Origin of the sequence: Tychonema sp. LEGE 07196, assembly GCF_963890365.1 — a bacterium.
Lineage (GTDB): Bacteria > Cyanobacteriota > Cyanobacteriia > Cyanobacteriales > Microcoleaceae > Microcoleus.
This window is the reverse complement of sequence record NZ_CAWPRX010000034.1, coordinates 1-22,058: the sequence shown is the minus strand read 5'-3', so window position 1 is coordinate 22,058 and position 22,058 is coordinate 1. Positions and strand designations below refer to the sequence as shown.

The window sequence follows — 22,058 nt, the reverse complement described above, 5'->3', positions numbered from 1 at the left end:
ATCTAAAATTTCCCAAACAATCGGCAAAACATCCAGTCTCGGTGTAGGTCGCTGATGAGCGAGAATTAGAGAAGTTCGATCGCCCTTTTCCAGATTGAGCCCAAATTCTGGATTCAGCAACAATTCTAATCCCGCGCGGGAGGCTCCGTGCACGCCAGTCGCCACAATCGCCCAATTCGATCGCGCATTAGACCGACAGATGGTACGATCGCACTCAACTTGTCCAAAAGCAGTAATCGCAACTGTCACCACGGGCGATCGCACCACATCCCCACCGACGATCGGCGTATGATAAACTTCCAAACAAGCCGTCATCCCCCGATAAAACTCTTCCACCCAATCCACAGCCGTATCCGCAGCCACAGCCAGGGCTACCGTCACCGCCAGAGGCGTTGCTCCCATTGCCGCGAGATCCGACAAATTTGCCGCTGCGGCGCGCCAGCCTGCATAATAAGGGCCTGTGGTGCGATCGCTAAAATGCACTCCATCTACCAACATATCAGTAGTAATAACTAAAGAGCGATCGGCTGGAACGGCAATGACTGCTGCATCATCTCCCACAATTTCCGCAGGGCAAAATCTCTGCAAAATTGTTAAAAGTCCCTGTTCTCCGATGTCCTTAATTTTCATGCCTTCTTTCTCCTGCCTTCTTCCTAATAACCAATAACCAATAACCAATAACCAATAACCAATAACTAATAACCAACAACCAATAACCAATAACCAATAACCAATAACCAATAACTTCCCAATTACCATTCCTTACCCGAACTCGGCGGCAAGCGCAACCTAGGAAATCGATAAAAAGTATCTCCTTCATCATCCACCTCTAAAATCGCAGAAAAAATCTTCACTTGTCGGTTTAAATACTCCTGAGCAACTTCAGCCTCCACCCTAGCGCTGGCGGCCAACTGAATCAGCGACATCTGACTGTTTTGATTTTCCAACAACTGATAAAAAGCCTCATCCAACTGTCGCTTTTGCTTGCTTTCATTCAGATTATTGACAATCAACAAGCCTGCGAATCCGCCCAAACCAATTACCAATAAAAATTCTAAAATTGCCATAAAATCGATTGCATTGCGAGTTTGAATAACACTGAATAAAACTAAATGAAATAATGATGTTAATTCAACTTCTACTTATCTAATAAATTTTTGCAGCCTGCAGAGGCCGGCTTTGTTTTTGTAGAAGTGATTTAAATCACCGTTTTAATGGATTCTTGCAGCCCGCAGAAGCGGGCTTTGTTTGTGCGATCGTGTTGCTAGCGATTTAAATCGCCGTCTTTGTTTGCGTGCCGATCAAACTTGAGGTTGAACTAAATTTTCCTTACCTTTAATCACCTTAGCAGATACAATCTTGTCTCCCTGCTTCAGTTGCTCCAAAACCTCTTTTCCTTCAGTCACGTAACCAAAAACAGCATATCTACCGTCCAACAGATTCAAACCAGCGGGCGTAAGTTCAGGTTCAAACAAGAAAAAGAAAAATTGAGAAGAACCGCTGTCGGGATCGGCTTCTTCCCTAGCCATCGCCACAGTACCGAAAGCCGAAAAAGGCAAAACAGGTTCGTCGCGATAGCGCCCCGCATCTTCTAGAGTAATCCCGTAAACAGGTTCTTTTTCGTCCCTAACGAGCACTTCTAGCGGAATATTCCGATATTTGCCAGTAGCTGGGTCAATAAAACCCACTTCCTTGCCTTCGGGGTCTCCCGTTTGCAAAACATAGGATTCTTCCGATCGAATAAACGATAAACCGTCATAAAAACCTCGATCGACCAAATCCACAAAATTACCAGCAGTCACCGGCGCGCTGTAACCGTCAACCACAAGAGTCATTTTTCCCTTTTGAGTTTCCACAGCCACAGTAGCGCGCCCTTTCAGTTGAGGCAGATTAGCATACTTTGCCGGTACTTCAAACGGAAACTCTGTCACCATCAACTCTTGGATTTCGCCTACCGAACCGAGGATTGTGGCTTTCAAATCAATCACTTTTTCCCTGTCTTTAGCCTCAACAGCCTTTTCCAGTTGGGCAACTCCCTCCTTGACTCGCACGACTAGCGCCTCAGCTTCCGGCTTTTGCGCTTCGGGAATACTCGCTAAAATATCTGACTCCCGCAGGTTGAGAATCCTTGAAGCCTTGCTGACATCGCTGCTAATGGGTCCCCAACGCTTAGAACGTATGTGGTTGCCAATATCTTCGAGACTGATTTGCAATTCTCGCACAGTCTGATTGTCAATCGGTAAAGCTAAGCGCAGCAGCGCCCGGCCGTCGGTAATCGCATTCCCCGCAGGCATACTGCTGGGGCGTTTGGCATGGGATACTTCACTGAAACTCAGGGAGAGTGAGAACAGCAGGAGTGCTAAAGCGACGGTTTTGACCAAGCGCTTGCACCTATCGATCGAGAAATTCTGCAAATGCAACATAACTTTAACTTTTATTGCCTCTTTTATCTTCCCACAGCGCTGCCCGCCTTCTAACCGTTACATCCGTTCCCAAACTTCGTTCCTGAGAGAGCTTTTTAGCTTTCGGTACAGAAGTTGCTCCCTTTCAACGGTAAAATAAAATGCCAATTGCTTTTTGATGCCGTCGGCTAGACTGCGGCTTTAAGCTGACACTGCTCAAAAACTGATACAATCCCCAGACTCCTGTCGTGGAGAGATCGAACATTTTAGACCGAGGTTCCTGCTTTGGTGACTCACTCAGCCACCAGTAAATCTCAAATCGAAAAATGGCAAATCTAAAATCGACTGACTGTAGTTCCCCCGTGCCCTCCGGCGACGGGATTGCCCGCAAAAATTTTTTATATGATTTCCAGTAACGACTTCCGAACAGGTGTTTCAATTGAATGGAATAACGGCGTGTGGCGGGTTATCGAATTCCTCCACGTTAAGCCAGGAAAAGGCTCAGCTTTTGTGCGGACAAAATTAAAAAACGTCCAAACAGGAAGCGTAGTAGAACAAACTTTCCGGGCTGGGGAGACTATGCCTCAAGCCAATCTCGAAAAGAGCTCGATGCAGCATACCTATAAAGAAGGCGACCAGTTTGTCTTTATGGATATGGAAACTTACGAGGAAAGTCGCCTCAGTGCTAAGGAAATAGGCGATCGTGTCAAATATCTCACTGAAGGAATGGAAGTCAGCATCCTTCGCTGGAATGACCAAATCATGGAAGTGGATCTGCCCAACTCTGTCGTCTTGGAAGTGACGCAAACCGATCCCGGAGTCAAAGGAGATACTGCCACCGGTGGCAGCAAACCCGCCATCCTCTCCACCGGCGCTCAGATTATGGTGCCTCTATTTATTTCGATTGGAGAGCGGATTCGGATTGATACTCGTGAAGACAAGTACCTCGGTCGAGAGTAGAAACGACGGAGGAAAAGGGAGTTTTGAGTTTGGGTTTTAGAGTTTTAAGTTAAATAGCTAAAAATTCCACACTTGTCGCTCAAAGCTTAAAAACTATCCCTTTTGTCTCCAAACTCGGTGAGTTTCCTGGCTGCACCGAATTCCTAATTTTCAATTATCAATTCTCAATTACCATTTAATTTGCTGTGGAATTAGACTTAAACCAGCTTTGCGAATTGCTAACTGTTTTAGACAAAACAGGCATTTCGGAACTGACGTTAAAAAGTGGGGAGCTTGAACTGACAGTACGCAAAGGCATTCTAGCCAGCGAACCAAGCACCGCTGCAGCGCTCCCTGCTGCTGCGACAATCGCTCCGATCGCCTTGGGTGCTGCTAGTAGCTCCACTGTGGCATCACCGGATGCTGTTGGCGAAAATTCAGGAGCGGCTCAGGCTCAGGCTCCTGCTGCTGCCGTTTCTGCTGCCGTTTCTGCTCCTGTCGATACCAAATGGGTGCCAATTATCTCGCCGATGGTAGGAACCTTTTATCGCGCTGCTGGCCCCGATGAGCCACCTTTTGTTAATGTGGGCGATCGGATCAAAGTCAGCCAGACAGTTTGTATTATCGAAGCGATGAAGCTGATGAACGAAATTGATGCTGATGAAGTGTCCGGTCAAGTGATGGAAATTTTAGTTCAAAATGCGGAACCTGTCGAATACGGTCAAGTTTTGATGCGAATTAATCCGGATTGAAAGATTACTTTATTGTTATGGAATAAATCCTAATATTTCCAAATCGCTTCTCTCCGGTGAGTTTGATGAAGTCATCCCAGCCTGTCCCGCAAGAGGTTGTGCAACAAGTTGCTGAGTATTTCAGCATCCTGAGCGAACCAATGCGTTTACGAATTTTGAACTTGCTTCGCGACGGCGAAAAATGCGTGCAAGAGTTGGTGGAAGCTACTCAAACGAGTCAAGCCAATGTTTCTAAGCACCTCAAACTTATGGTGCAAGCTGGTATCCTCACTCGCCGGAGCGAAGGGACTTCAGCTTATTATAAGGTGCAGGACGAGTTAATTTTTGAGCTGTGCAATATGGTGTGCGATCGCCTTGCTACCAGGATCGAAGAGCAAGCCCTGCACTTTAGAGCATTTAGCCTGACATCAAATACTAAAAATTAGTTTTTAGTTGTTAGTTGTTAGTTGTTAGTCCTTAGTCCTTAGTTGTTAGTCATTACAGCAATCCTTGCAGGATTTGCAGGACTATTCCTTACCATGCTCTTCGAGAGCATGGCAGATGGTTCGGCTCTGCCGATTTTAACAGCGGAGGCTCTGCCTCGCTTACATGGGTTTCCAGGCTCTGGGAAAGCGACCAGTTAACGTCATTAGTCACAAGTGCGATCGCCCCCGAATAGCAAACGTCATTAGTCCCCAGCCATCAGTTATATCAAATCCGGTAACTGCGGAATTATACCTGACAAACGAGCGGGACACTTAGCTGCACGATCGCACTGCACTCAGAAAATATTATTTTTTGTAAAATATAAAAATATCATCAGTTATCAGTTATCAGTTATCAATCCCTACTTTTTTCATTCCGATCGATGATCTTCGCAAGCGGGGACAGCACTAATGACTAATAACTAATGACTCCTAATTTTTAAAGAGGAAAATTTTTGTCAAAACTTTGGCGGGTACTCGGCTGAGCAACCTCCAAACCTTCGCCACCCAAAAGTTCTAAAGGCTTGCCATCCACCGAAATCCAAACCTTAGCATTCGGTTTTAAACTCGTAGCCGTATAGATAACTTGCCCTAACCGGCCAGTCATCGAAGTGCTGCCTCCGCCCGAAGTAAATTCGGCCGACAAATCGACATAAACTCCGTCATTCTTGACACTCAAACTGCGGAGTTTTGTCCCCTGGGGAATTTCGCTATAAACAGTTGCATCCTTGGGCCCAGCCAACAAACTGTTAAAAGCAGCTTCTAAAGCTGTATCAGGCTCGTCAGCAGGTTTGACAGCTACTTTCGTAGGAACTGCTTCAAATTTGCCGCCGGCCCCTTTAACCCAGTAAACTTGGACTGTTGGAGCACCAGCCTCCGGCAAAGGCTTTGGCTGTGGCGACTTGGAAACCAGAGCCTGCTGTGGCAGAGTCTGTGGAGTCTGAGCCTGCGGCACCCCAACAGGATTGGGAGGAGGTACGGGAATAATTACAGCAGGGGATTCTGCAGGAGTTGGGGACAGCGCCGGAGCGGTAGTCGGAGCGGAGGAGTGCGTCTCTGCGGAGTTTGGCGAACGGTTCGCCGTCCACAAGGCAATACCCCCTCCCGCTGCTAAAGCGAACCCGCAAACACCGGCAATGACTGCTGTGGAGATGCGGCTTACTTCTGGTCCATCTTTCATAATACAAATCCTCCGCACACTTTGAAAGTTTGATTTAGTAAAAAGCGATCGCCGTTGACCGCTTGCTTATAAACTACTTCATTTCATTGTAAAGTTCCCGGAAGACTAGATCCGCCAACTTTCGGCAACTGGCATTTCGAGCGTCTGCTAGCCGACCGCCGCGTTTTTTGGTTCCATCTGCCTCGAAGGCGCGACCGACGAAGTATTCTCGCAGTTCCAATTGGACAGGGGTGTAACTCCGTCCTTTGGCGTTCTGCGGCTCAATGCGACAGTTGATGTAAGTCCAAAGAGTCGATCGCGTGTTGGCGCATCCCGTCCAGTTTCCCCCGCCGCGACCGGCTTTGATTTGGCCGCTAGATTTCTCAACCTTGCCAAGACCGCAAGCTTGCCGGAATCTTCGGAGCGCTCGCTTCTTGGGCAAGCACAAAAAATCTTCAAAGGGGAAGATTCTAGAAAGAATCCATCCGCGCTCGCGGTAGCCGAAGGCAAACCGATCGAACGCCCGATGGTATTGATCGAAGTCAGGTTCACAAAGTAGGTTGATTAGTCTGAGTTCAATTTGTGCCTCGGTGTCGTGAAGGTCACAAAGCGCCGATGCAAATTGGCGCGTCATTTCGGAGATGTTTGCCCGATCGCACCCTTGCTCCTTCTGGTAGTGATTGTTGAATCGCGAGAGGATGCTCTTGTTCAAAAAATCCCCACGATCGGCAAGCCACGCCCAAAATGCCGGCGGTTTTCCCTTTTCGAGCGAACCGTTCGGCCGCTCCGATTTGACTGTCGCGCGCGCTGGATATTCCCAGGCAAGGCGGCCTTTGATTGAGTTAATAAAGCTGGTTTGCTTGCGCGTCGTGGTTTTGAGGTCTAGCAGCGCGCGCCGCATCTGTTCAATTTTCGGATCGAGTTCCCTTACCCAGAAGCGCCGATCGTAAATTTCGAGGTAGTGGCGGCGGTACAGCTCGCACATCACGAGAGCGTCAAACGGATCGTCTTTATTATCAGTTCCTCCCAAGCTGCGGCGAGTCGATTTAACCATACCCTGGTTCGCCGTGAGTACAAGAATCCCGTTTTTCTTGAGATGCTTGCGCCAGTAATAAGAGTAAGTGCCGGTGCCTTCCAATATCGCCACGGCGGGCGAGTCTCCCACTTTTTCGAGTAGCAGTTCAAGTTCCGTCACTTCGTACACCGAGTGAACTTGCTCAAACTCAGGGGATAGATAAAAATCTCTGAGTGCGATTGTCGGAAATTTTTCAAGCAAAACAATATCCACGCGCTGCGCGGACACGTCAATTCCTATTACCTTTAACATTACTTCCTATAAGCAGCGATCGCGAACTTTGTGAACACCGAGATAGCCCTTTGCTCTTGCCTGTTCAACAGTAAGAAGGGTCTCTTTCAGTTTGTCTCGATCGAAAGCCTCGCCGAACATTCTCTCGCAGTCTGCGACGAGGTTTCTGACCATTTTGTTTCTATTTTTTGCGTTTGAATTCATGGTACTATTAAGGGTGAGAAGTAGTTTTTGATAGGGCGAATTCTCGAAGAAGCGAATTCTTGAAGAAGCGATTGAATTGAACCATCAATCGCTTTTGATATTAGATTTTAGAGTTCGACCTCAAAACTCTTTTTATCAGGAGACTCATTCACCTGTTCGGTTAGCTGTTCGAGAATTTCGTCTATTGATTCTGCGTCGAGGTGTCCGTACTCGGACTCACCTACTAATCGAACCTCAGTTGCAACTCGATCGAAATCGCGTTCGAGTAGGCTGCTCAGTATTTTGATCGCTACTGTGGAGGCGAGGGCGGTAGAAACTATTATTCGCTTTTGGGTTACAGGCAAGTCCGTTAAGCCGATCGCCCGCGCAGGGCCCTCACTGTCACCGTCGGAAACAATTTGAATGCACTGCAAGTTCATTTCGCAACTGTCCAAGCTGTCGGCGAGAGTTTCTGCGAGTTCGGAAAGCGCGCGGTAGTTGCCCTGAAATTTCAGGATCAGATTCGCTGCATTAAAATCAATTTCTGCGATTTCCGATTTCATTTCGTCAGTTATCGGCGGCATTTCCGAATGCCGATAGGTAAAAGTATTTGGCGGTTCCATTGTTGTTTTTGGTGGTAGGAAGCGATCGCCCGATCGGGCGATCTCATTGGAAGCAAAGTGATGGGAATGTGAGATACGGGCAAAATTCTACATCGCATCACCTCTGGAGGAGACCGGCCGCTCGACTCCGCACCGGCGAAGCCGAGCGCGTAACTGTCGATCCAGTCGTCATCGCAAAACGGAACAGCGCCATATTTGCTGTGGTTCAGGGGGAATAGCGGTTCTGATACCACAGGTGGAGATGGCGGAAACAAATCCGACAGGTACCAGTTCTCGGCTGTCAACAAGTCCCAGATGTGACGCAGCTTCCCGAATTTGCGCTTGAGATGCCCCATGCTCAAAAACCAAGCACCTCTCTCGCCCTTGGAGAGGTTGAGAAGAGCCGCTTCGGCCAGCGCGAGAACTCGCTTAAAACTCGGCTTCTCAACCGGCGAGATGTCTTTGGCGTGTCGAATTGTCTGAGACTGCGATCGCACTTGTTCCAGCAATTCCTGATTCCGCATTCGCAGTCGGGCAATTTCTGCAAGCGCATCTGCCAGGTCGGGATTCCCGATCGCGCCCTGGACTGGATCGACACCAGGGGAATTTTCTGTCGGCTCCTGGGCTAGATCGACACCGGGGGAATTCTCTGTCGGCTCCTGGGTTAGATCGGCATCGAGGAAATTTTCCGCAGGTACGAACACTGCGGCTAGTCCTTTTTCACCAAGTTCTGCGTGCAGGTTCGTATCTTCAAACGGCGCGCCGAACTCGGATTCGTACTGTTGGACGGCCGCAGCATGGTACGCCCTAAACGCCCGCTGCGCCCAAGTGTTCGGCTTCTCGCTTTGGCGCGCGGCATTACCGTCTGGTTCGGCTTCGGGGGCGATCTACTGAAACAGCGGAAAAGGCTGGTCCACAAGTGCCGCAATCCAAGTTTCTCTATAAGCTTTGTTGCCAGCGGGTACGATGCCGAGCTCCTTAGCTATCTCTTTGAGCTCCGGCAGCAGGTGCTTGTCTAGCAGTTCGCGTGTGTAAATGTGCATGATTTAAAAGAAGGGGCGAGGGGCTCGCCCCGCATTGTTGGAGTATGCAATGCAATCTATGGGAGATTTAACGCAGAGATTTAGCTAAACCAAGTTCGCGCGGCCGAGCCGAATCTCTTTGTTGTATCTAGCCATCCATACTTTAGTACAGACACTCTAATATGTCAATACTAAAGTATAGATTCTATAGTAAAATGAATCCAGACACAGGTAACGAGAAAAAAGAGACCTTGAAAAACTTGATTGAAGCGGCGGGCACAACTCAACGCCAGTTAAGCCGGGATACCAGTATTGCCGAGGTGACGATTAACACTTGGGCTGCTGGCCGTAAAATACCCCGACTTGACAACGCTGCTTTGGTTGCTGGCAAATTGGGAGTTTCGCTGAGAACCTTAGCGAAATCAATGCACCTTGATGTAGCGGAAGTTCCCTGCGATTACAGCCTGATCGAATTAAAGGCAATTGCCGCCGAACTGGGTATTGAGAGGGTAGAGGATTTACCCGAAGATTATCAAGTTTTGAGGCGGATGCGCGATCGGCAAAACTGACGCGCTTCTGTAAATAATCGCTACACATGAATGCTTTCTCTATGAGAGGCAGATTTATGTGTAGCGAGGCAAGCGAGAAAGGAGAGCGGTTTGATGCAGCAGCAGTTAAGTTTGTTCAATGCGCCCTCTGGCGGCGGAACTGTTCGGCCGGGCGATTGGGTGAAGCTGCGGCGCAAGACTAGCAGTGCCCCTGACTGGGAAAAAGGGGAAGTCGTCCTAGTTGATTCCGTTCATCCTGACGGTAGCATCCGATTTTGGAGCGATCGGACAGAGGAATGGGCTTACCTTCACCCCGGCGACTTCGCCCTGATGCCGGAACCTGTTACAGAATCAATTCCCCCAGATGATTCTGTAACACCGGAACCTGTTACAGAATCAATTCCCCTAAATGATTCTGTAACAAAGTCTGTCTCCCGGTACCGAGCCAAGGGCACCGCGCGGGGCGGTGAATACTTCAGATTCTCCTACCGACAGAGAAGCAAAATCAAACACGTTCACATTCCCGGCGGAAACACCGACTCGGTATTGGCCCAGCAGAGAGCGGCCGAAGTGATGGAACTTTCCGCTGCTGGAGTTCCAGCAGTCGATATTTGCGATCGCATCCGCAGTTGGAGCGGTCGCATCACTTGGTAATAGAATGCACCCAGAACTGACCGTCAAAGGCGCAAGTCCTCTCGATCAGCTCGTAGCTGTAGAGCAGGTTTTCGCCGCTGGCGCTCGTGTCGTATCCGGTGCTGAAATACTCGCCGTAGGGATCGTTGACCATTAGCCCTATATCGTTGTAGCCCCGCGCCACAACGATGTGACCCGACCGCGTGAACATCCCGTGCAGGATGCACGGGTTGTCGCGGTCGATCGACCGCTTGATTCCCTCGATCGATCCGTTCCAGGTGAAGTCATCTTGGCAGCCGTAAGCTCGGATAACTTTTGCTATGTCTTGGGCGGAATGGCGGCTGAGCTTGTGGTCAAAAACGTACTCCCACAACTCGTCCTCTAGTTGGCGCGCTGGATTTTGCGATCGGATGCCGTGATAATCCAAACACATAGCCGCCGAAGTGAGATTGCAGGTTCCTTCGGGATGGTATACATTGTCTAATTGTGAAAAATGACGAACACTTAGAATTTTCATTCTAAATTCCTCCTAGGTGATGGAGCGAGCAAACCAATCAACGCGCCGATACACCCGCTCGCCAGGGCTGTTAATTCTTGCGGCATCTTCTTGTCCTGAGATGCTAGCGAGATGCCCCCAATAGTTACAGAACTTGATATCAAACAAAGCGCGAAAACAACAACCCGATAACTCCATACGTCGCTCACGATCAGAATCTCTTAAAAACCCGTATCGCTCTCTCCGTAACTGTCCTTAAAGAATTTCTCTATCTGAGATTTTCCGTCTCGGATATGATAGCCATGATTAACCGAGGCAAACTTCTCTAAATCATTAACCCGCGATTGTAGAGTCACGATTAGTCCCATCGAAGCATCTAGCCTTTTTTGGATTAATACCAACCGCCTAATTCCCGAATTGTTAGCAACCCAAATAGCCAACACGGCGGCAAACAGGCTCAAGCAAGTTGAGATCAATGTAAGAGTTTGCATTTATAATGACTGTTTTATTTGAACGTCAATAAAGCCGACCCAAGGCTTGGGATAAAATTTTAAAGAGTAATACTCCTGACCCTCAACTTCGGGAAAGTTTATCAGTTTCCAAGCGTTGAGCGGCAAAATAATAGATCCACCTTCAATATCCAATTCCCCAAGCAACCCGAAAGTCTGCACCAATTCCCCGGCAACTCGCCAAGATGCCTTGGCAGTTGGCGAAGAAATGAGCACCAAAACAACGGGTAAATATAAATCTATTGGGAAGCGAATCGGCTCGACTTCCCAACTGACATCTCGATAAAATTGCCCCGAGAAAGTCGGAGTAATCATTCACCACTCTTAAAGGAAGCGAGGGGTTTGAGTTTGGACGGCTCCACAAGAGTCGAGTCGATGTTCACCCGTGTTCCGCTTTCCAACATAAAATAAGTTGGTTTTCGGTTCGCATCAAAAGCCGTATTAATCCACAAGGCAACGGCAGCGGATGACATATAAGTCGGAACTCGGAATGTCATCCATTTTTTACGCTTGGTTCCCTTGGAATTAACCAGCGGCGCATCCCCGCCAGTTGTGGGGACTTTAATTTTCTTGTCTGGCAATTTCTGTCCTTTGTTGGAATAAGAAACTCCATTACCTTTGTTGGTAACCTTTGAACCTGTCTTGACCGGTCTTTTCGGTTCAGCTTTGGTTGCTGTAGACGCGACTACTACTTTCACGCCGTAATAATTATAGAAATCTTCTCGGACGTAAAAATTGATGTAAGTAGTTGGTTCGAGATATGCTTGCACCAATACCCGCTGCGTGCCTTTTTTTCCCGCTACTTCGTCTAATTCTTTTTTAGATTGCTCTGCTGTTTGTGGTGCTGTTGCCATTTTTCAAACCATTGTAGTTTTGATTTGTTAGTCAGTCTCGATCTGACAATTAATAACAATATTTATTGCTGCGAGGGCAGCAACTCAAGCAAAGAATTAGGAGAATAATTCTGTAGCGTTTGCGACCCGTACTTCTGCGGTGTGAGTAACAGTAGAAGGGATTGTCAGCGTAACCGAAATGGTTCCCGTTAACTCGTTTTGGGTGAACGATGTAATCATCGTTCTGTTCTGCGGATTGGTTGCGGTGTTCGATTGCAAGTCTGCAATCATTCCTAAAATTTCAAGGACTGCGTCTTCAACTGTTGTTGAAACGAGATTGCTGGCGGCTAGCTCTGTCATAGATTTCTATCTTTAGAAGTGTCTTTGAATTTTAGCGCGTCAATCCCTTGCGTGGCAAGGGTTTTAGTTAAAATAATTTAGCGGATGGACTTGTATAACCTTAAGGTTCTGTAAGTCTTGCCACAGCAACAGAATGAAGTATTATTTAAGGGGTACCTTTATTAGAAATGACTAAATTAATACATGGCAAACATCACTCCTGGAACGGGGGCAACATTTGGAGCAACCACAATTGAGGGACTGTTTATTCAATTAATTGAATACTTCCAAACCTTAGAATCGGCAGGGGTAAACACTACTAATTTCTTCTCTGGAGCCTATGACTCGGATACGCTAATTTTTTCGGGAAATTTTAGCGTCCCGGTAAAACTCAATGACCCCGTTAACTTAAATTTAGTTGGCGACCCGGACGCGGGAGGTTTTCCATCGGGTACGTTTACCCCTAGAACAGGGGGAACATTTACAGCACCTTTGGCTATTGATTACTTCATGCAAGTCGTCGGCCGATTGATGACCTTGCAAAACGACTTTAGTAAAAATCCCCAGAAAGTTCAGAACGTGACAGCGAGCGTAAACTTCAACCGAAATTTACTGACAGGTTCGTTCACCGTCCCCTATGCCAAACAATCCACCGCGACGGGAATCTCGATTAACGCCGCTACTTATCTATTGTGAGAAAGCTAAGCGAGAATACTTAAATGGCTGATTATACTTTTCACTCGCTCGTTGAGCCGATCAAGAACAACAGCACCATCCAAACAATTTTGGACGTGGACGCGCTCGCCGCACCGGCTAAAGCCGCGCTAGCTGCTTATGTCTCATCGCTAGGTCTGCCATCAGCGGAAACTCAACACTTAACTTGGGAAAATGTCGGGGTTGCGGTTTTAGTCCGCAGTCTGGCACTGACTTATTACTTGCCCTCGCTGGGCACCCAGACACCGGCCGCCGATGTCAAGCGGACATCGACATTGCGCGACCGGGTGACGGAAATGCAGAAACTGCAATCTGCCTATCCTAAATGCCAGATGCTCATCTACGGGAAAACCTCGCCGTCGGACAATTGGATCTGGCTGAATACCGAAGTCATCCAAAATTCCGGGAACCAGGTTAATACTCTCAAACTTCTGCCCTACATTAACCAGATGGAGGACTTCGCACCCGGTCGCGGATGTGCGATCGGGATTCAGTTTATAGCAGACACCGCGACAAACGCGACGCTTCCCCAAACCGGCGACAGAATTACCGCGCAAGGTTCCGTGTTTGTTGACGTTAACCCGATCGCCGGCGACTCAAAAAAAAATGATGATGTAGGGCAATTGCGGCTAGAGCTTGCGACGCTCCAATTGGCACTGGATGGTCGGCTAACCAACTTGTCAGCAAGCACATTGCTTGGTAGGACATCAGGCACGGGAGTAGTGGAGCAAGTTCCGATGTCAACTTTTGCCACTCCCGCGCAAGTAAGCGCTGCGATCGCTTCTTTGCTGGGTGGGGCCACACAAGCGACGCTCGACACGATCGGCGAAATAGGAGCGGCGCTCGGTAACGATGCCAACTTTGCAGCAACCATTACGACTGCACTTGCTGGCAAAGCACCGTTAAACTCGCCTAGCTTTACAGGATTTATTGCGCTAGGTGACAACGTAGCAATCAAAAAAAAATTGATAACAGGAATTACTGCCGCAACACAAGGGGGGACAGTTTCAGTAGCACACGGCATAACAAGTACCAAAATTATTAATATCACCGGAGTTGTTTTTTACGCCACGAACAACACAATAGCTCTGAATGGCAGACAAATTAATTATTCAACAATGATTGCCACAGATACAACCTATGTAAATGTCACGAATGAAAGCGCAAGCTCGGCAGAAATTTTGTCTAAGCCTTTTTTTGCCGTTATAGAGTACGTACAGTGACAGGTTTTAGGCAAAGTACAACGCAAAAATATTAGTTGTGTATGAAAGACTTTAGTACAAAAAGAACAAGACGCAGCTTGAATTATTTTTCAATTTCTTCTAAGGACATTATTGCAGGTTGCCGATTCCACAAAGTTTAAAAGTGATAGATTTTATTTCACTTTTACCTAAAACCCTAAAATCGTCCAATGAGTAAGATTAATTTCAACACAGAAAATCCGGAAATAGAAATCACCCGCGCCATCGGCAAAAAGAGCGAGGGAAAAATCACGCTCAACACAGAAGGTGGTTCAATCGAAATAGACCTCGGTTTTGCATCAGTCGGTGCGACAACCGACTACGGCGGCGCGATATCTGTCGGGCTATTGGGGCAAGAAATTACTTGGGGTCGCGAGGGCGGCACCATCCACATCGGAATCGGTGGCTTTGCGGTAGATGTGGAAGCGAAGGACTGCATTGTTACCGAGGTTAAATCAATTGCTGGGATAATTGTTGCCCAAAGAAGCTACCCCGATCCAGGTTGCAAACTGCCAGAGCCGCCAAAACCGCCACCGGAACCAATAGTTGACCCCGATCCGAATGTAGGTGTTGCGATTCCTGCAACAGCGGAGCTTATGTGGGTTCCGTGTACCCTTCGGCGGACTTCTTACAATACCTTCGGAAAAATTAGCGGATTGTCTGAATCAAGAGTTACTATAGCAAATAAAGAAGAAAAAGAAGTTAGCGCGCAATATTTACCCTTTGAGCAAGTGACGCGCCAAATAGCTTGGAGTCCGACCGGGGGAGAGCGAGAAACTTCTAGCTATAGGACACCAAAAAATATTTATGTTTATAAATCGACAGTTATCCTTGGCAGGGGCGATCCGCGATTTGGTTCTAATGCCGAAATAGCGGCAGTGCAGAGTTATGACACTTCTTTCTATGGTAAGTTTGGAGGCTTTTTTGATACAGGTGTCAACATCAAGAATTTTATCGCGACGAACGATAGGAATAATGCAAAATATCTTAGCTTTCCAGGCGTGTTTACGTATGGAAATGCTTACACTTTTACATATAAACCCGTTGATTATATTATCGTCGGAACGCCAAAACCCGCCGGCCCTTTTTTACCTACAGGAAACAAGCCCCCTATGAAAGATTGTTGCGAAGAAATTTTGGATATGCTCGAAGATATCAAAGAAGCCTTTGCCGTTGACCGCTTGCTCAAGGACAAATTTCCAGTTTCCAATACTTTTATGGCTCCCGGATGCGACCCGGCAAGCGTCACTCAAGCTAAAAATTATTATGAAATCTCCCAGTGTCTCATGCGGATGATGGCGCACGGGATGATATTTGAGCCACGAGTCAATATCAAAGACGCGGACGCGGCAAAAGCCGGCGATCAAGAGTTTAAGGCTAAATACTTAAACGCGACGGGGTGGGCTTCTGCGGTAGCAGAGGCACTGCTAGAAGTTAAAGATGACGGAAATGTCAGCACTAATATGGATATCCGAAACGGCTTCGCAGCAACCCAGACAATGGTCGGCCTCGCCGATGCAATCTATAGATTAAATGCAATTTTAGATGGTATGGGGGTAGAGTTAATCCCCAAAATAGAAACAGTCGATACTCCCTATAACGTACAAGTTCAAATAGGGAAAGGTTTCGGAGAAGGGAACGAACGACAGATTGACTTAAATACTGACGAGGCAACAGAAAGCCTATTGCCCACCTTTTTACAAGTCAAGAGAAACAAGATAAAAACCGTTGACATTCACCCCAGAAGTCGTTCGCTCAAGGAAATTTTAGAAAGTATCGAGGCACACCTACCCAGTAATAATAATGGCTAAAACTTCAACAGTTACTCAAGGAGATATTAAGGTCTTTCTTACTCGAATAGTAAGAGACGATGTTCGCCAACTTCGCCGCGAGATGGCTATGGAACGAATTAATATTTTAAAAACTGTCGGTGTCGGCAATCTAGAGAATTATCTCGACGAGGTAGAGGCAGATTTCATTGGCTCTACCACATCAATTAAAGCACCGCAAGCTAAAACCAAAAAGTTTAAGCGCCTCACCAAAACCAAGCGAAATCCGAAGCTATAAAACCCTTTACTATTCACTAGAACATTCAACAACAAAGGACATAAAAAACCATGAACCCACCGGCCGGCGTAACTGCCGAAAATTCTAGTCTTGCAATCTCTCTCGGTTTGAATCTTGGTACTTGGTTTCAAGGTATCGGCAGTCAAATTGGCAGCATCCTGTCGCGAGGTCTACTGAACGTAAAAAACTTACTCGGCAACATGGTCAATGGGGCAAAAGAGCTATTCTCGGCCATCGGCCGCGGCGACTGGAATATTTTCAAAAATTGGCTCAAAGAAGATCCGATCGCTGTGGCGGCCGGCGCTGTCGCCGTCATCTTAATCGGCGGTGTTGTTGTCGGTGCTGTTTCGGCTGGGGTGGCGGCTGTCGCCGCTGCTGTCGCGGGCGCGGGAACCATCGGGGGAATAACTCTCGCTGGCATCATGCCGGGATTAGTTCAGGGTGCTGTCTCTGCTGGGGAAGTCATTTACAATTTTGACTTCAACAAGAGCGATGACCAATTGCTTAAGGAACTCAACCAAGGATTTATCAACTTTGCGGGTGTTGCCGGGGAGAGTTTAGGCCGCTCGCTTGCTAATTTCATCATTGGCGCTGACAAGCTTCCAAAGCTGAGAATAGACCGCAACGCAATGCGAACGTTATTTTTGGTTTTAGAAGACGAGTCGGACACTGGCGAGGAAATCTTACAAGAGCTCAGCACAATCGGCTGGGCCATTTTCAAACTCGCCAAACAAGCCTTGTTTTCGATTGGGTTCATGAACTTTAGGAAATGGGCAAAGCAAAACGTCAAAACTGGCATTCCATGGGTTGACAAAGCTATTGCTAGCTGGGGAACTGGTAAACCGTTAATTATCAGCGAGAAGGTCAACGAGTTCTACCAATCTGTTGAAAAAGACAATGCCGCGTTAGGCAATTTTCTAGAAAATTTTGGGGAAGGTTTTGGAGAGGGAACCAAAGAGGCTGTTATCCGCCGTTTTGTCGCTTATAGCTAGATACGGGAGCATTTAATATGACAGATGAACGAACACAAGCAAAAGCTGCCAGAATTTTAGCTAAAAGTGATATTACTTTCACTCGCATTGACGGTGAGTCGAGCAACAAATCGTCCGATCAATCCCATTTTGATGTTTATGAATTGACGCTCGACAAAGAAGATGATCCTATTAAAATCGTGATTTCTGGCAGTCAGCCGTTTATCGCGCTGCAAGCGAGCCTTCTGCCGGCAATTCAGCAACTCATCCGCGCCGAGCTTTCCCGCGCTGACTTAGCTCAAATCGTGGGACATCCCTACGGTGACTATGTGGAACAGCACGTCGCCCCCGTTTCGGTACAGATCCATTGGAGGCTTTCAGGCAAGCGGCCCTACGAACCTGTCAAGTTAACTAAGAAGCTCGGCGACAAACCGCCGCCGAGACCTTTCCTCACAATCCCAAATATCCACCGCAGTAAATGCACGTGGGAGAATATTTTGGCAGCAGCGGGGGGCGAAAACGGTTACACATACGGGGGGCATTATGCGGTCGCATTGATGGGCGACAAAACAACCGATGCAAAAATCGGCAAAGGTGGCCAGATGAAAGCCTATGCCAATTCAAAAGGAGCGGCAACTGAGTTAGTAGAGCGCGCTGCCGATTTGAGCAAATCTCGGATTTTGCGACTGGTGCATGGCGAAGAAGTGCGATCGACCAAACCGAAGATAAGAGTGTTTCCCGCGTGGTTCTTAATCTTCAACTCTCGGCTGGCACAGAAAAACCGCGAGCTCAATATCAGAACTGACACCGGTCAGAAAATCCAGCTCGGTTACAAACCGACGGATGTTAGGGAAGTTATCCGCAAGTGTTTGGAGAAGAGTTAGTGCTGAAAGGCGATCGCACTTTACGACAACCAACCGTTACCCATGGGCAGGCAATTTTCAGGCTCGCTCTTAAGTTTGCAGTCTTCCAGCAGTGGCGACGGCGGATGATTCGCATAATGTTTGGCAGCAGCCGGCCACCACTTCCAGGCAATAGCGAATCCACAGCTAAGAATTGTGCGATCGACTATCAGACTGTCAGCAGTGCGATGCCATGGCAGCGGTACAGCAGCAGCCCATCCGTACCGCGCGTAAAGATGAGTTTTCCCCGGTGGAACTTCGACTGGAGACCCGTCAACAAACGGCAAGGATTCTGCGACACGGAACCCGTCGCGGTTTTGGATAACTTCTACCTTTCTGGCGATGCCTTTAAAATAGGTCGCCGAAATTTTAAGGGGTAGTGGTCGCGCTTGTAATTGTTCCGAATAATACCAGCCAAACACCCAACCGCGATCGGTGAAGAACGAACCGGGCGTGAAGTGATTTTCTAGCCATCCCGCAAGCATTCCAAATTCTGCCAAAACTGATTGAATTGTTTCGCGCGCATTGGACTCTGTAACACTGTTAACGAGTTTTTCTATTTCAACCTTTGCGCGGTTCGCTTCGCTGGGAAAAGTTGTACTTAGATATTCTCTAACCGCTTGCCGAAACGTTCTCTTAAATGTTGATCCCATATTTTCATTTTCTCCCGTGCATCCCATCGCTGCCTGTTGCTAGCTTCCAAGTCAATACTAAATTTTGCTAGATCGAGCGCAATTAATGGTGTGGAACCGCCCCACAATTCCCCGCTTCCTTGGGGGTCTTCTTCAACAACTAGCGCTATATATTTATAGGTTTTGGCAGCTTCTCTCGTATCGCGGTAAGCGAAACCGTTGATTGAGTAAAAAAACCGTCAATTATTTTCCCTTCCCATTCAGTTTTCCACAACCGGATAGAGTATTCCTTGCAAAGCATTATTGTCTAGCACCTTACTAGCATTCCAACTAGCACTCCAATGACAAGCAATAGGCAGTAAAAAATTCGATCGGACCTGTTACAGGATAGAACCCGCCGATAAACGTATTCTATAACAGCTTGTCGCGGTTTCATTTTTCCCATAACGTTTTAAACCTCGCGGGGTCTAACGCGGTGTATCGGACGGTATGCTCGATCGACCTGTGCCCCAGATACTCTTGAATCAGCCGCGTGTCGTTACCTTATGCCGTCAAAGAATACCCGCAACTGTGCCGCAGCATATGGTGATGAAAAGGTATTTCAAGTTTGGCGATCGCACAAACCGCCGCTAAAGCTTTTGTCACTCCGTCGCGGGTAAGCACCAACCCAGTCCGGCTGGTGAAAATCCAAGGCGATTTTGTCGGTTGGCGCGATCGCAATTTGGAACAGTATCGGCACTCATCCGCCGCCATGGGGTGAACTCCTGAGTTACTACCCTTGAGTCGCTTGATATGGATGCGCGCTTCCTCCAATTCGATTTGCTCCCACTTCAAACCGATTAATTCGCTGATGCGGAGACCGTGGCGATAACTTAGTAGTATAATCAAGTAGTTGCGAGTAGCGAGAAAAGTGTCTTTGTTTGCTTTTGTCGCCGTCAATAGGCGCGTTATCTCGGATTCTAGTAAATATTCCCTGTCTCGGAGTTCTAGATTGGTCAGTCGGCCCCCTCTACAATTAGCCATAAAATCTTGGTAGTCTCACGCACTTCAAAGGCTTATAGTTGCGTTATTTTTCGAGCTTCTACTCTACATAACACACATTTTGTATAGTCTAGGACTTACGCATTGACAAAATAACCAAATAGTGCATTGATAAAGAGGGAACCTCTACTAACGGGTATCAGACAATCAGAAAAATAACTAAAACCTCGACAGCGCAATGCAATCTAGACATTTACACCTTATTTTTACTCTCAGAGCCAAAGTTTGGGGGGTGCAATAGGTTAGCAGAGATATTAGGAGACGTTTCACATGATAGCGTCAATCGATTTTTGTTGAGAGAGAGATATGAACCGAAAGATTTATTCAAGATCATCGAGAAAATTATTAACTTGGCAGGAGGAATACTAAGTGTAGACGATACAGTTATAGAAAAAATTTACAGCGACCCGAAAAATGCCGAGTTAATCAGTTATTTTTGGTCAGGAAAAGCCCATCAAACAATTATTGGCTTAAATTTAATTACTCTATATTACAGCGATATTAATGGAAATTCAGTACCAATTAATTACAGAATATATGACAAAAAGGAGGGGAAAACAAAAAACGATTATTTTAGAGAGATGGTAAGTGAAATAATAAGCTGGGGAGTAAAACCAAGAATAGTGACAGGAGATAGTTGGTATTCAGGAGTAGAAAACTTAAAATTTCTAAGAAACCAGAAACTGGGTTTTCTATTCGGAATTGAAAAAAACAGAACTGTCTCAAATGAGCCGCGGAAGTATTGCCAGGTAAGGACTTTAGAGATTCCCGATGAAGGATTAGTGACTCATCTGAAAGAATTTGGGTTTATAAAATTGTTTAGGAAAGATTTTAAAAAAGAAGACTCGCTTACATTATATTTTATACCTGCCAGAGCCAGAAAAGGTCAAAGAGACAACCCGAAGTGAATTTATCACAATTCACGATGTTCATTGGGGCATTGAAACCTTTCATAGAGCTATCAAACAAGTCTGTGGAATTTGTCGGTTCAGGGTCAGAGATACTCAGGCGATCAAGACTCACATATTTTGCTCACTTCACGCATTTATTAAATTGGAGTTGATGCGCTCTCAAAAGATAATTAGCAATTGGTATGAAGTCCAAAGGAATCTATTCACTTTAGTTGTCCGTGAGCATATTTTGGCGAACCTTAGCAATGATGTTAGAGTCTAGAATACATAGATAATGTCTTTTGTCAATGCGTAAGTCCTATAGTCTAACCTGTGAGAGTGTGGCGAGAGTGTAGGAAGTGCTGGAACTGTCAGTATATCAAGGATTAGAGACGCGCAGCGCTTGCGGTTTCGGGGGATTTTTGGGGAGAGTCCTGGGGGCGATCGGGCGATCGCATTTAACCGACCTCAAGGATAAAGAAAAGTTGACCATTCTTTCTCGCTGTACAGGTTGCGCTCGTACCCACAATCAGGCGCGCGACAAGACTCAACACCCCACTGCTTGACCTGTTCCGGTAGTTTCCTCTTGCAGTTTGGACAATACCGCAGAAAGCATTTATCAACCCATTCTTTCCCGATTTTGACCTTGACTACGTACGCGCCAAGATGCGCGTACTTCTTGGCGATATCGTGCTGTAGTTGAGTTAACTCGCTTTGACTGATACTCACAGCGGGGACTCCTTACAGATAGAGTGCTTCGGACGGTGAGGAGCGACTCCCGATCGGCTACATTTGTCTGTGGTTAGATTCTGGAATTGACACAATTGCATTGCTGCTAGCGAACTCTTTACGGCAAGTCTCACATATCCTGAATCCGACTATTGGAACTCTAGACCATTATATGAGGTTTCGCGCGTGGAGTATGTCACAGTATGTCGATCGGCCTAGTCGCCGCTATATTCTATAGTAGTCGTAAAAAATTCCAGCATGAAAGAAAGTCGGGCAACGATCGCGCAAGCCCGATTTAACGGATTCAACGGATAGAAGAGACCTCTTTCATAAATAGTTCGATCTGTTAACCGCAAAGTTCAACCGAAAGACAAAGATAAACGCAAATAATTCACTAATTGAAAGGGAATGAGTGCAAAACGTCTAAGCAAGAATGAGGTCAAAAAAAATATTTTTCCCCAAACAAAAAGCGCCCCTATTTCTAGGAGCGCTTTTTGTAATCTCAGACTAAAACTTAGCCGTTGATAGAAGGAGCAACCATTGCTACAGGAGTTGTATCAGCAGCAGCCAAGTCAAGCGGGAAGTTGTGAGCGTTGCGCTCGTGCATTACTTCCATACCCAAGTTAGCGCGGTTGATCACATCAGCCCAGGTATTGATACCACGACCTTGAGAGTCGATAATCG

The 22,058-nt window shown here is 47.0% G+C and carries 27 protein-coding genes and 2 pseudogenes; 13 read left to right on the top strand and 16 right to left on the bottom strand.

The window, feature by feature from the left end; genetic code table 11:
• From thiL to AACV78_RS04620, 3 genes are all read right to left on the bottom strand, one after another.
• A partial coding sequence (thiL, locus tag AACV78_RS04630; protein WP_194074380.1) for a thiamine-phosphate kinase occupies window positions 1-630 on the bottom strand: 630 nt, incomplete at its 3' end.
• A gap of 122 nt (window positions 631-752) precedes the next feature.
• Entirely contained in the window at window positions 753-1,067 is a 315-nt protein-coding gene (locus AACV78_RS04625; protein WP_194011578.1) for a hypothetical protein, read from the bottom strand.
• 234 nt (window positions 1,068-1,301) lie between these two features.
• Window positions 1,302-2,423: a peptidylprolyl isomerase gene (locus AACV78_RS04620; RefSeq protein WP_194011577.1), complete on the bottom strand. Its 1,122-nt coding sequence runs from the start codon at window positions 2,421-2,423 to the stop codon at window positions 1,302-1,304.
• A 381-nt stretch (window positions 2,424-2,804) separates the two neighbouring features.
• On the opposite strand from AACV78_RS04620, the gene efp reads away from it, so the two are divergent.
• The 3 genes from efp (at window position 2,805) to AACV78_RS04605 (ending at window position 4,518) form a co-directional block, all read left to right on the top strand.
• Window positions 2,805-3,362: an elongation factor P gene (efp, locus tag AACV78_RS04615; RefSeq protein WP_194011576.1), complete on the top strand. Its 558-nt coding sequence runs from the start codon at window positions 2,805-2,807 to the stop codon at window positions 3,360-3,362.
• 185 nt (window positions 3,363-3,547) lie between these two features.
• Entirely contained in the window at window positions 3,548-4,093 is a 546-nt protein-coding gene (gene accB / locus AACV78_RS04610) for an acetyl-CoA carboxylase biotin carboxyl carrier protein (protein WP_194011575.1), read from the top strand.
• A 65-nt stretch (window positions 4,094-4,158) separates the two neighbouring features.
• Window positions 4,159-4,518: an ArsR/SmtB family transcription factor gene (locus AACV78_RS04605; protein ID WP_194011574.1), complete on the top strand. Its 360-nt coding sequence runs from the start codon at window positions 4,159-4,161 to the stop codon at window positions 4,516-4,518.
• A 478-nt stretch (window positions 4,519-4,996) separates the two neighbouring features.
• On the opposite strand, the gene AACV78_RS04600 is transcribed toward AACV78_RS04605, so the two are convergent.
• From AACV78_RS04600 to AACV78_RS04580, 5 genes are all read right to left on the bottom strand, one after another.
• Window positions 4,997-5,737, bottom strand: coding sequence for a GerMN domain-containing protein (locus AACV78_RS04600; RefSeq protein WP_194011573.1), 741 nt, complete (start codon window positions 5,735-5,737; stop codon window positions 4,997-4,999).
• A 73-nt stretch (window positions 5,738-5,810) separates the two neighbouring features.
• Entirely contained in the window at window positions 5,811-7,043 is a 1,233-nt protein-coding gene (locus AACV78_RS04595; protein ID WP_194011572.1) for an IS110 family transposase, read from the bottom strand.
• Window positions 7,044-7,333: 290 nt separating this feature from the next.
• Window positions 7,334-7,789, bottom strand: a complete 456-nt coding sequence (locus AACV78_RS04590; RefSeq protein ID WP_194011571.1) for a hypothetical protein — start codon at window positions 7,787-7,789, stop codon at window positions 7,334-7,336.
• Window positions 7,777-8,511, bottom strand: a complete 735-nt coding sequence (locus AACV78_RS04585; RefSeq protein ID WP_194011570.1) for a hypothetical protein — start codon at window positions 8,509-8,511, stop codon at window positions 7,777-7,779. The genes AACV78_RS04590 and AACV78_RS04585 overlap by 13 nt, the downstream gene beginning before the upstream one ends.
• 183 nt (window positions 8,512-8,694) lie before the next feature.
• Window positions 8,695-8,850: a hypothetical protein gene (locus AACV78_RS04580; protein ID WP_194011569.1), complete on the bottom strand. Its 156-nt coding sequence runs from the start codon at window positions 8,848-8,850 to the stop codon at window positions 8,695-8,697.
• A gap of 194 nt (window positions 8,851-9,044) precedes the next feature.
• On the opposite strand from AACV78_RS04580, the gene AACV78_RS04575 reads away from it, so the two are divergent.
• Together AACV78_RS04575 and AACV78_RS04570 are read left to right on the top strand one after the other, a co-directional pair.
• The gene (locus AACV78_RS04575; RefSeq protein ID WP_194011568.1) at window positions 9,045-9,398 is read left to right on the top strand and encodes a helix-turn-helix domain-containing protein; all 354 of its coding nucleotides are present in this window, start codon (window positions 9,045-9,047) and stop codon (window positions 9,396-9,398) included.
• 93 nt (window positions 9,399-9,491) lie between these two features.
• Window positions 9,492-10,031 carry a hypothetical protein gene (locus AACV78_RS04570; RefSeq protein WP_194011567.1) on the top strand — a complete coding sequence of 180 codons (540 nt, stop codon included), beginning with the start codon at window positions 9,492-9,494 and terminating at the stop codon, window positions 10,029-10,031.
• Here the strand turns inward: AACV78_RS04570 and AACV78_RS04565 are convergent.
• The 5 genes from AACV78_RS04565 to AACV78_RS04545 all read right to left on the bottom strand — a co-directional run bounded on the left by AACV78_RS04565 (window position 10,021) and on the right by AACV78_RS04545 (window position 12,208).
• On the bottom strand, window positions 10,021-10,527 hold the full coding sequence (locus tag AACV78_RS04565) for a C39 family peptidase (RefSeq protein WP_194011566.1): 507 nt from the start codon (window positions 10,525-10,527) through the stop codon (window positions 10,021-10,023). The two genes, AACV78_RS04570 and AACV78_RS04565, sit on opposite strands and share 11 nt — an antisense overlap.
• Window positions 10,528-10,727: 200 nt before the next feature.
• The gene (locus AACV78_RS04560; RefSeq protein ID WP_194011565.1) at window positions 10,728-10,997 is read right to left on the bottom strand and encodes a hypothetical protein; all 270 of its coding nucleotides are present in this window, start codon (window positions 10,995-10,997) and stop codon (window positions 10,728-10,730) included.
• A complete protein-coding gene (locus AACV78_RS04555; RefSeq protein WP_194011564.1) occupies window positions 10,998-11,330 on the bottom strand; it encodes a hypothetical protein in 333 nt (110 codons plus the stop codon).
• Window positions 11,327-11,869 (bottom strand): hypothetical protein, encoded by a 543-nt coding sequence (locus AACV78_RS04550; RefSeq protein ID WP_194011563.1) that lies wholly within the window; start codon window positions 11,867-11,869, stop codon window positions 11,327-11,329. The genes AACV78_RS04555 and AACV78_RS04550 overlap by 4 nt, the downstream gene beginning before the upstream one ends.
• Window positions 11,870-11,965: 96 nt before the next feature.
• A complete protein-coding gene (locus tag AACV78_RS04545) occupies window positions 11,966-12,208 on the bottom strand; it encodes a hypothetical protein (protein ID WP_194011562.1) in 243 nt (80 codons plus the stop codon).
• Window positions 12,209-12,391: 183 nt separating this feature from the next.
• Here AACV78_RS04545 and AACV78_RS04540 point away from each other — a divergent pair, with 183 nt between their 5' ends.
• From AACV78_RS04540 to AACV78_RS04515, 6 genes are all read left to right on the top strand, one after another.
• On the top strand, window positions 12,392-12,883 hold the full coding sequence (locus AACV78_RS04540) for a hypothetical protein (protein WP_194011561.1): 492 nt from the start codon (window positions 12,392-12,394) through the stop codon (window positions 12,881-12,883).
• Window positions 12,884-12,906: 23 nt separating this feature from the next.
• The gene (locus tag AACV78_RS04535; RefSeq protein WP_194011560.1) at window positions 12,907-14,124 is read left to right on the top strand and encodes a hypothetical protein; all 1,218 of its coding nucleotides are present in this window, start codon (window positions 12,907-12,909) and stop codon (window positions 14,122-14,124) included.
• 188 nt (window positions 14,125-14,312) lie between these two features.
• The gene (locus tag AACV78_RS04530) at window positions 14,313-15,953 is read left to right on the top strand and encodes a hypothetical protein (protein WP_194011559.1); all 1,641 of its coding nucleotides are present in this window, start codon (window positions 14,313-14,315) and stop codon (window positions 15,951-15,953) included.
• A complete protein-coding gene (locus AACV78_RS04525; RefSeq protein ID WP_194011558.1) occupies window positions 15,946-16,209 on the top strand; it encodes a hypothetical protein in 264 nt (87 codons plus the stop codon). The genes AACV78_RS04530 and AACV78_RS04525 overlap by 8 nt, the downstream gene beginning before the upstream one ends.
• A gap of 50 nt (window positions 16,210-16,259) precedes the next feature.
• Window positions 16,260-17,201 carry a hypothetical protein gene (locus tag AACV78_RS04520; RefSeq protein WP_194011557.1) on the top strand — a complete coding sequence of 314 codons (942 nt, stop codon included), beginning with the start codon at window positions 16,260-16,262 and terminating at the stop codon, window positions 17,199-17,201.
• Between the two features lie 17 nt (window positions 17,202-17,218).
• Complete coding sequence (locus tag AACV78_RS04515) at window positions 17,219-18,064, top strand: hypothetical protein (protein WP_194011556.1); 846 nt, start codon at window positions 17,219-17,221, stop codon at window positions 18,062-18,064.
• Window positions 18,065-18,084: 20 nt separating this feature from the next.
• Here the strand turns inward: AACV78_RS04515 and AACV78_RS04510 are convergent, their stop codons facing one another.
• Window positions 18,085-18,735 carry a hypothetical protein gene (locus AACV78_RS04510; RefSeq protein ID WP_194011555.1) on the bottom strand — a complete coding sequence of 217 codons (651 nt, stop codon included), beginning with the start codon at window positions 18,733-18,735 and terminating at the stop codon, window positions 18,085-18,087.
• Between the two features lie 522 nt (window positions 18,736-19,257).
• On the bottom strand, window positions 19,258-19,737 hold the full coding sequence (locus tag AACV78_RS04505; protein ID WP_194011554.1) for a tyrosine-type recombinase/integrase: 480 nt from the start codon (window positions 19,735-19,737) through the stop codon (window positions 19,258-19,260).
• Window positions 19,738-19,901: 164 nt separating this feature from the next.
• Between AACV78_RS04505 and AACV78_RS04500 the strand changes: the two are divergent.
• A pseudogene (locus AACV78_RS04500) lies at window positions 19,902-20,928 on the top strand (IS701 family transposase).
• A gap of 76 nt (window positions 20,929-21,004) precedes the next feature.
• Window positions 21,005-21,211, top strand: coding sequence for a hypothetical protein (locus tag AACV78_RS04495; RefSeq protein ID WP_194011553.1), 207 nt, complete (start codon window positions 21,005-21,007; stop codon window positions 21,209-21,211).
• A 677-nt stretch (window positions 21,212-21,888) separates the two neighbouring features.
• Here AACV78_RS04495 and AACV78_RS04490 read toward each other — a convergent pair.
• Window positions 21,889-22,058, bottom strand: a pseudogene (locus tag AACV78_RS04490) (photosystem II q(b) protein); the annotation flags it as partial.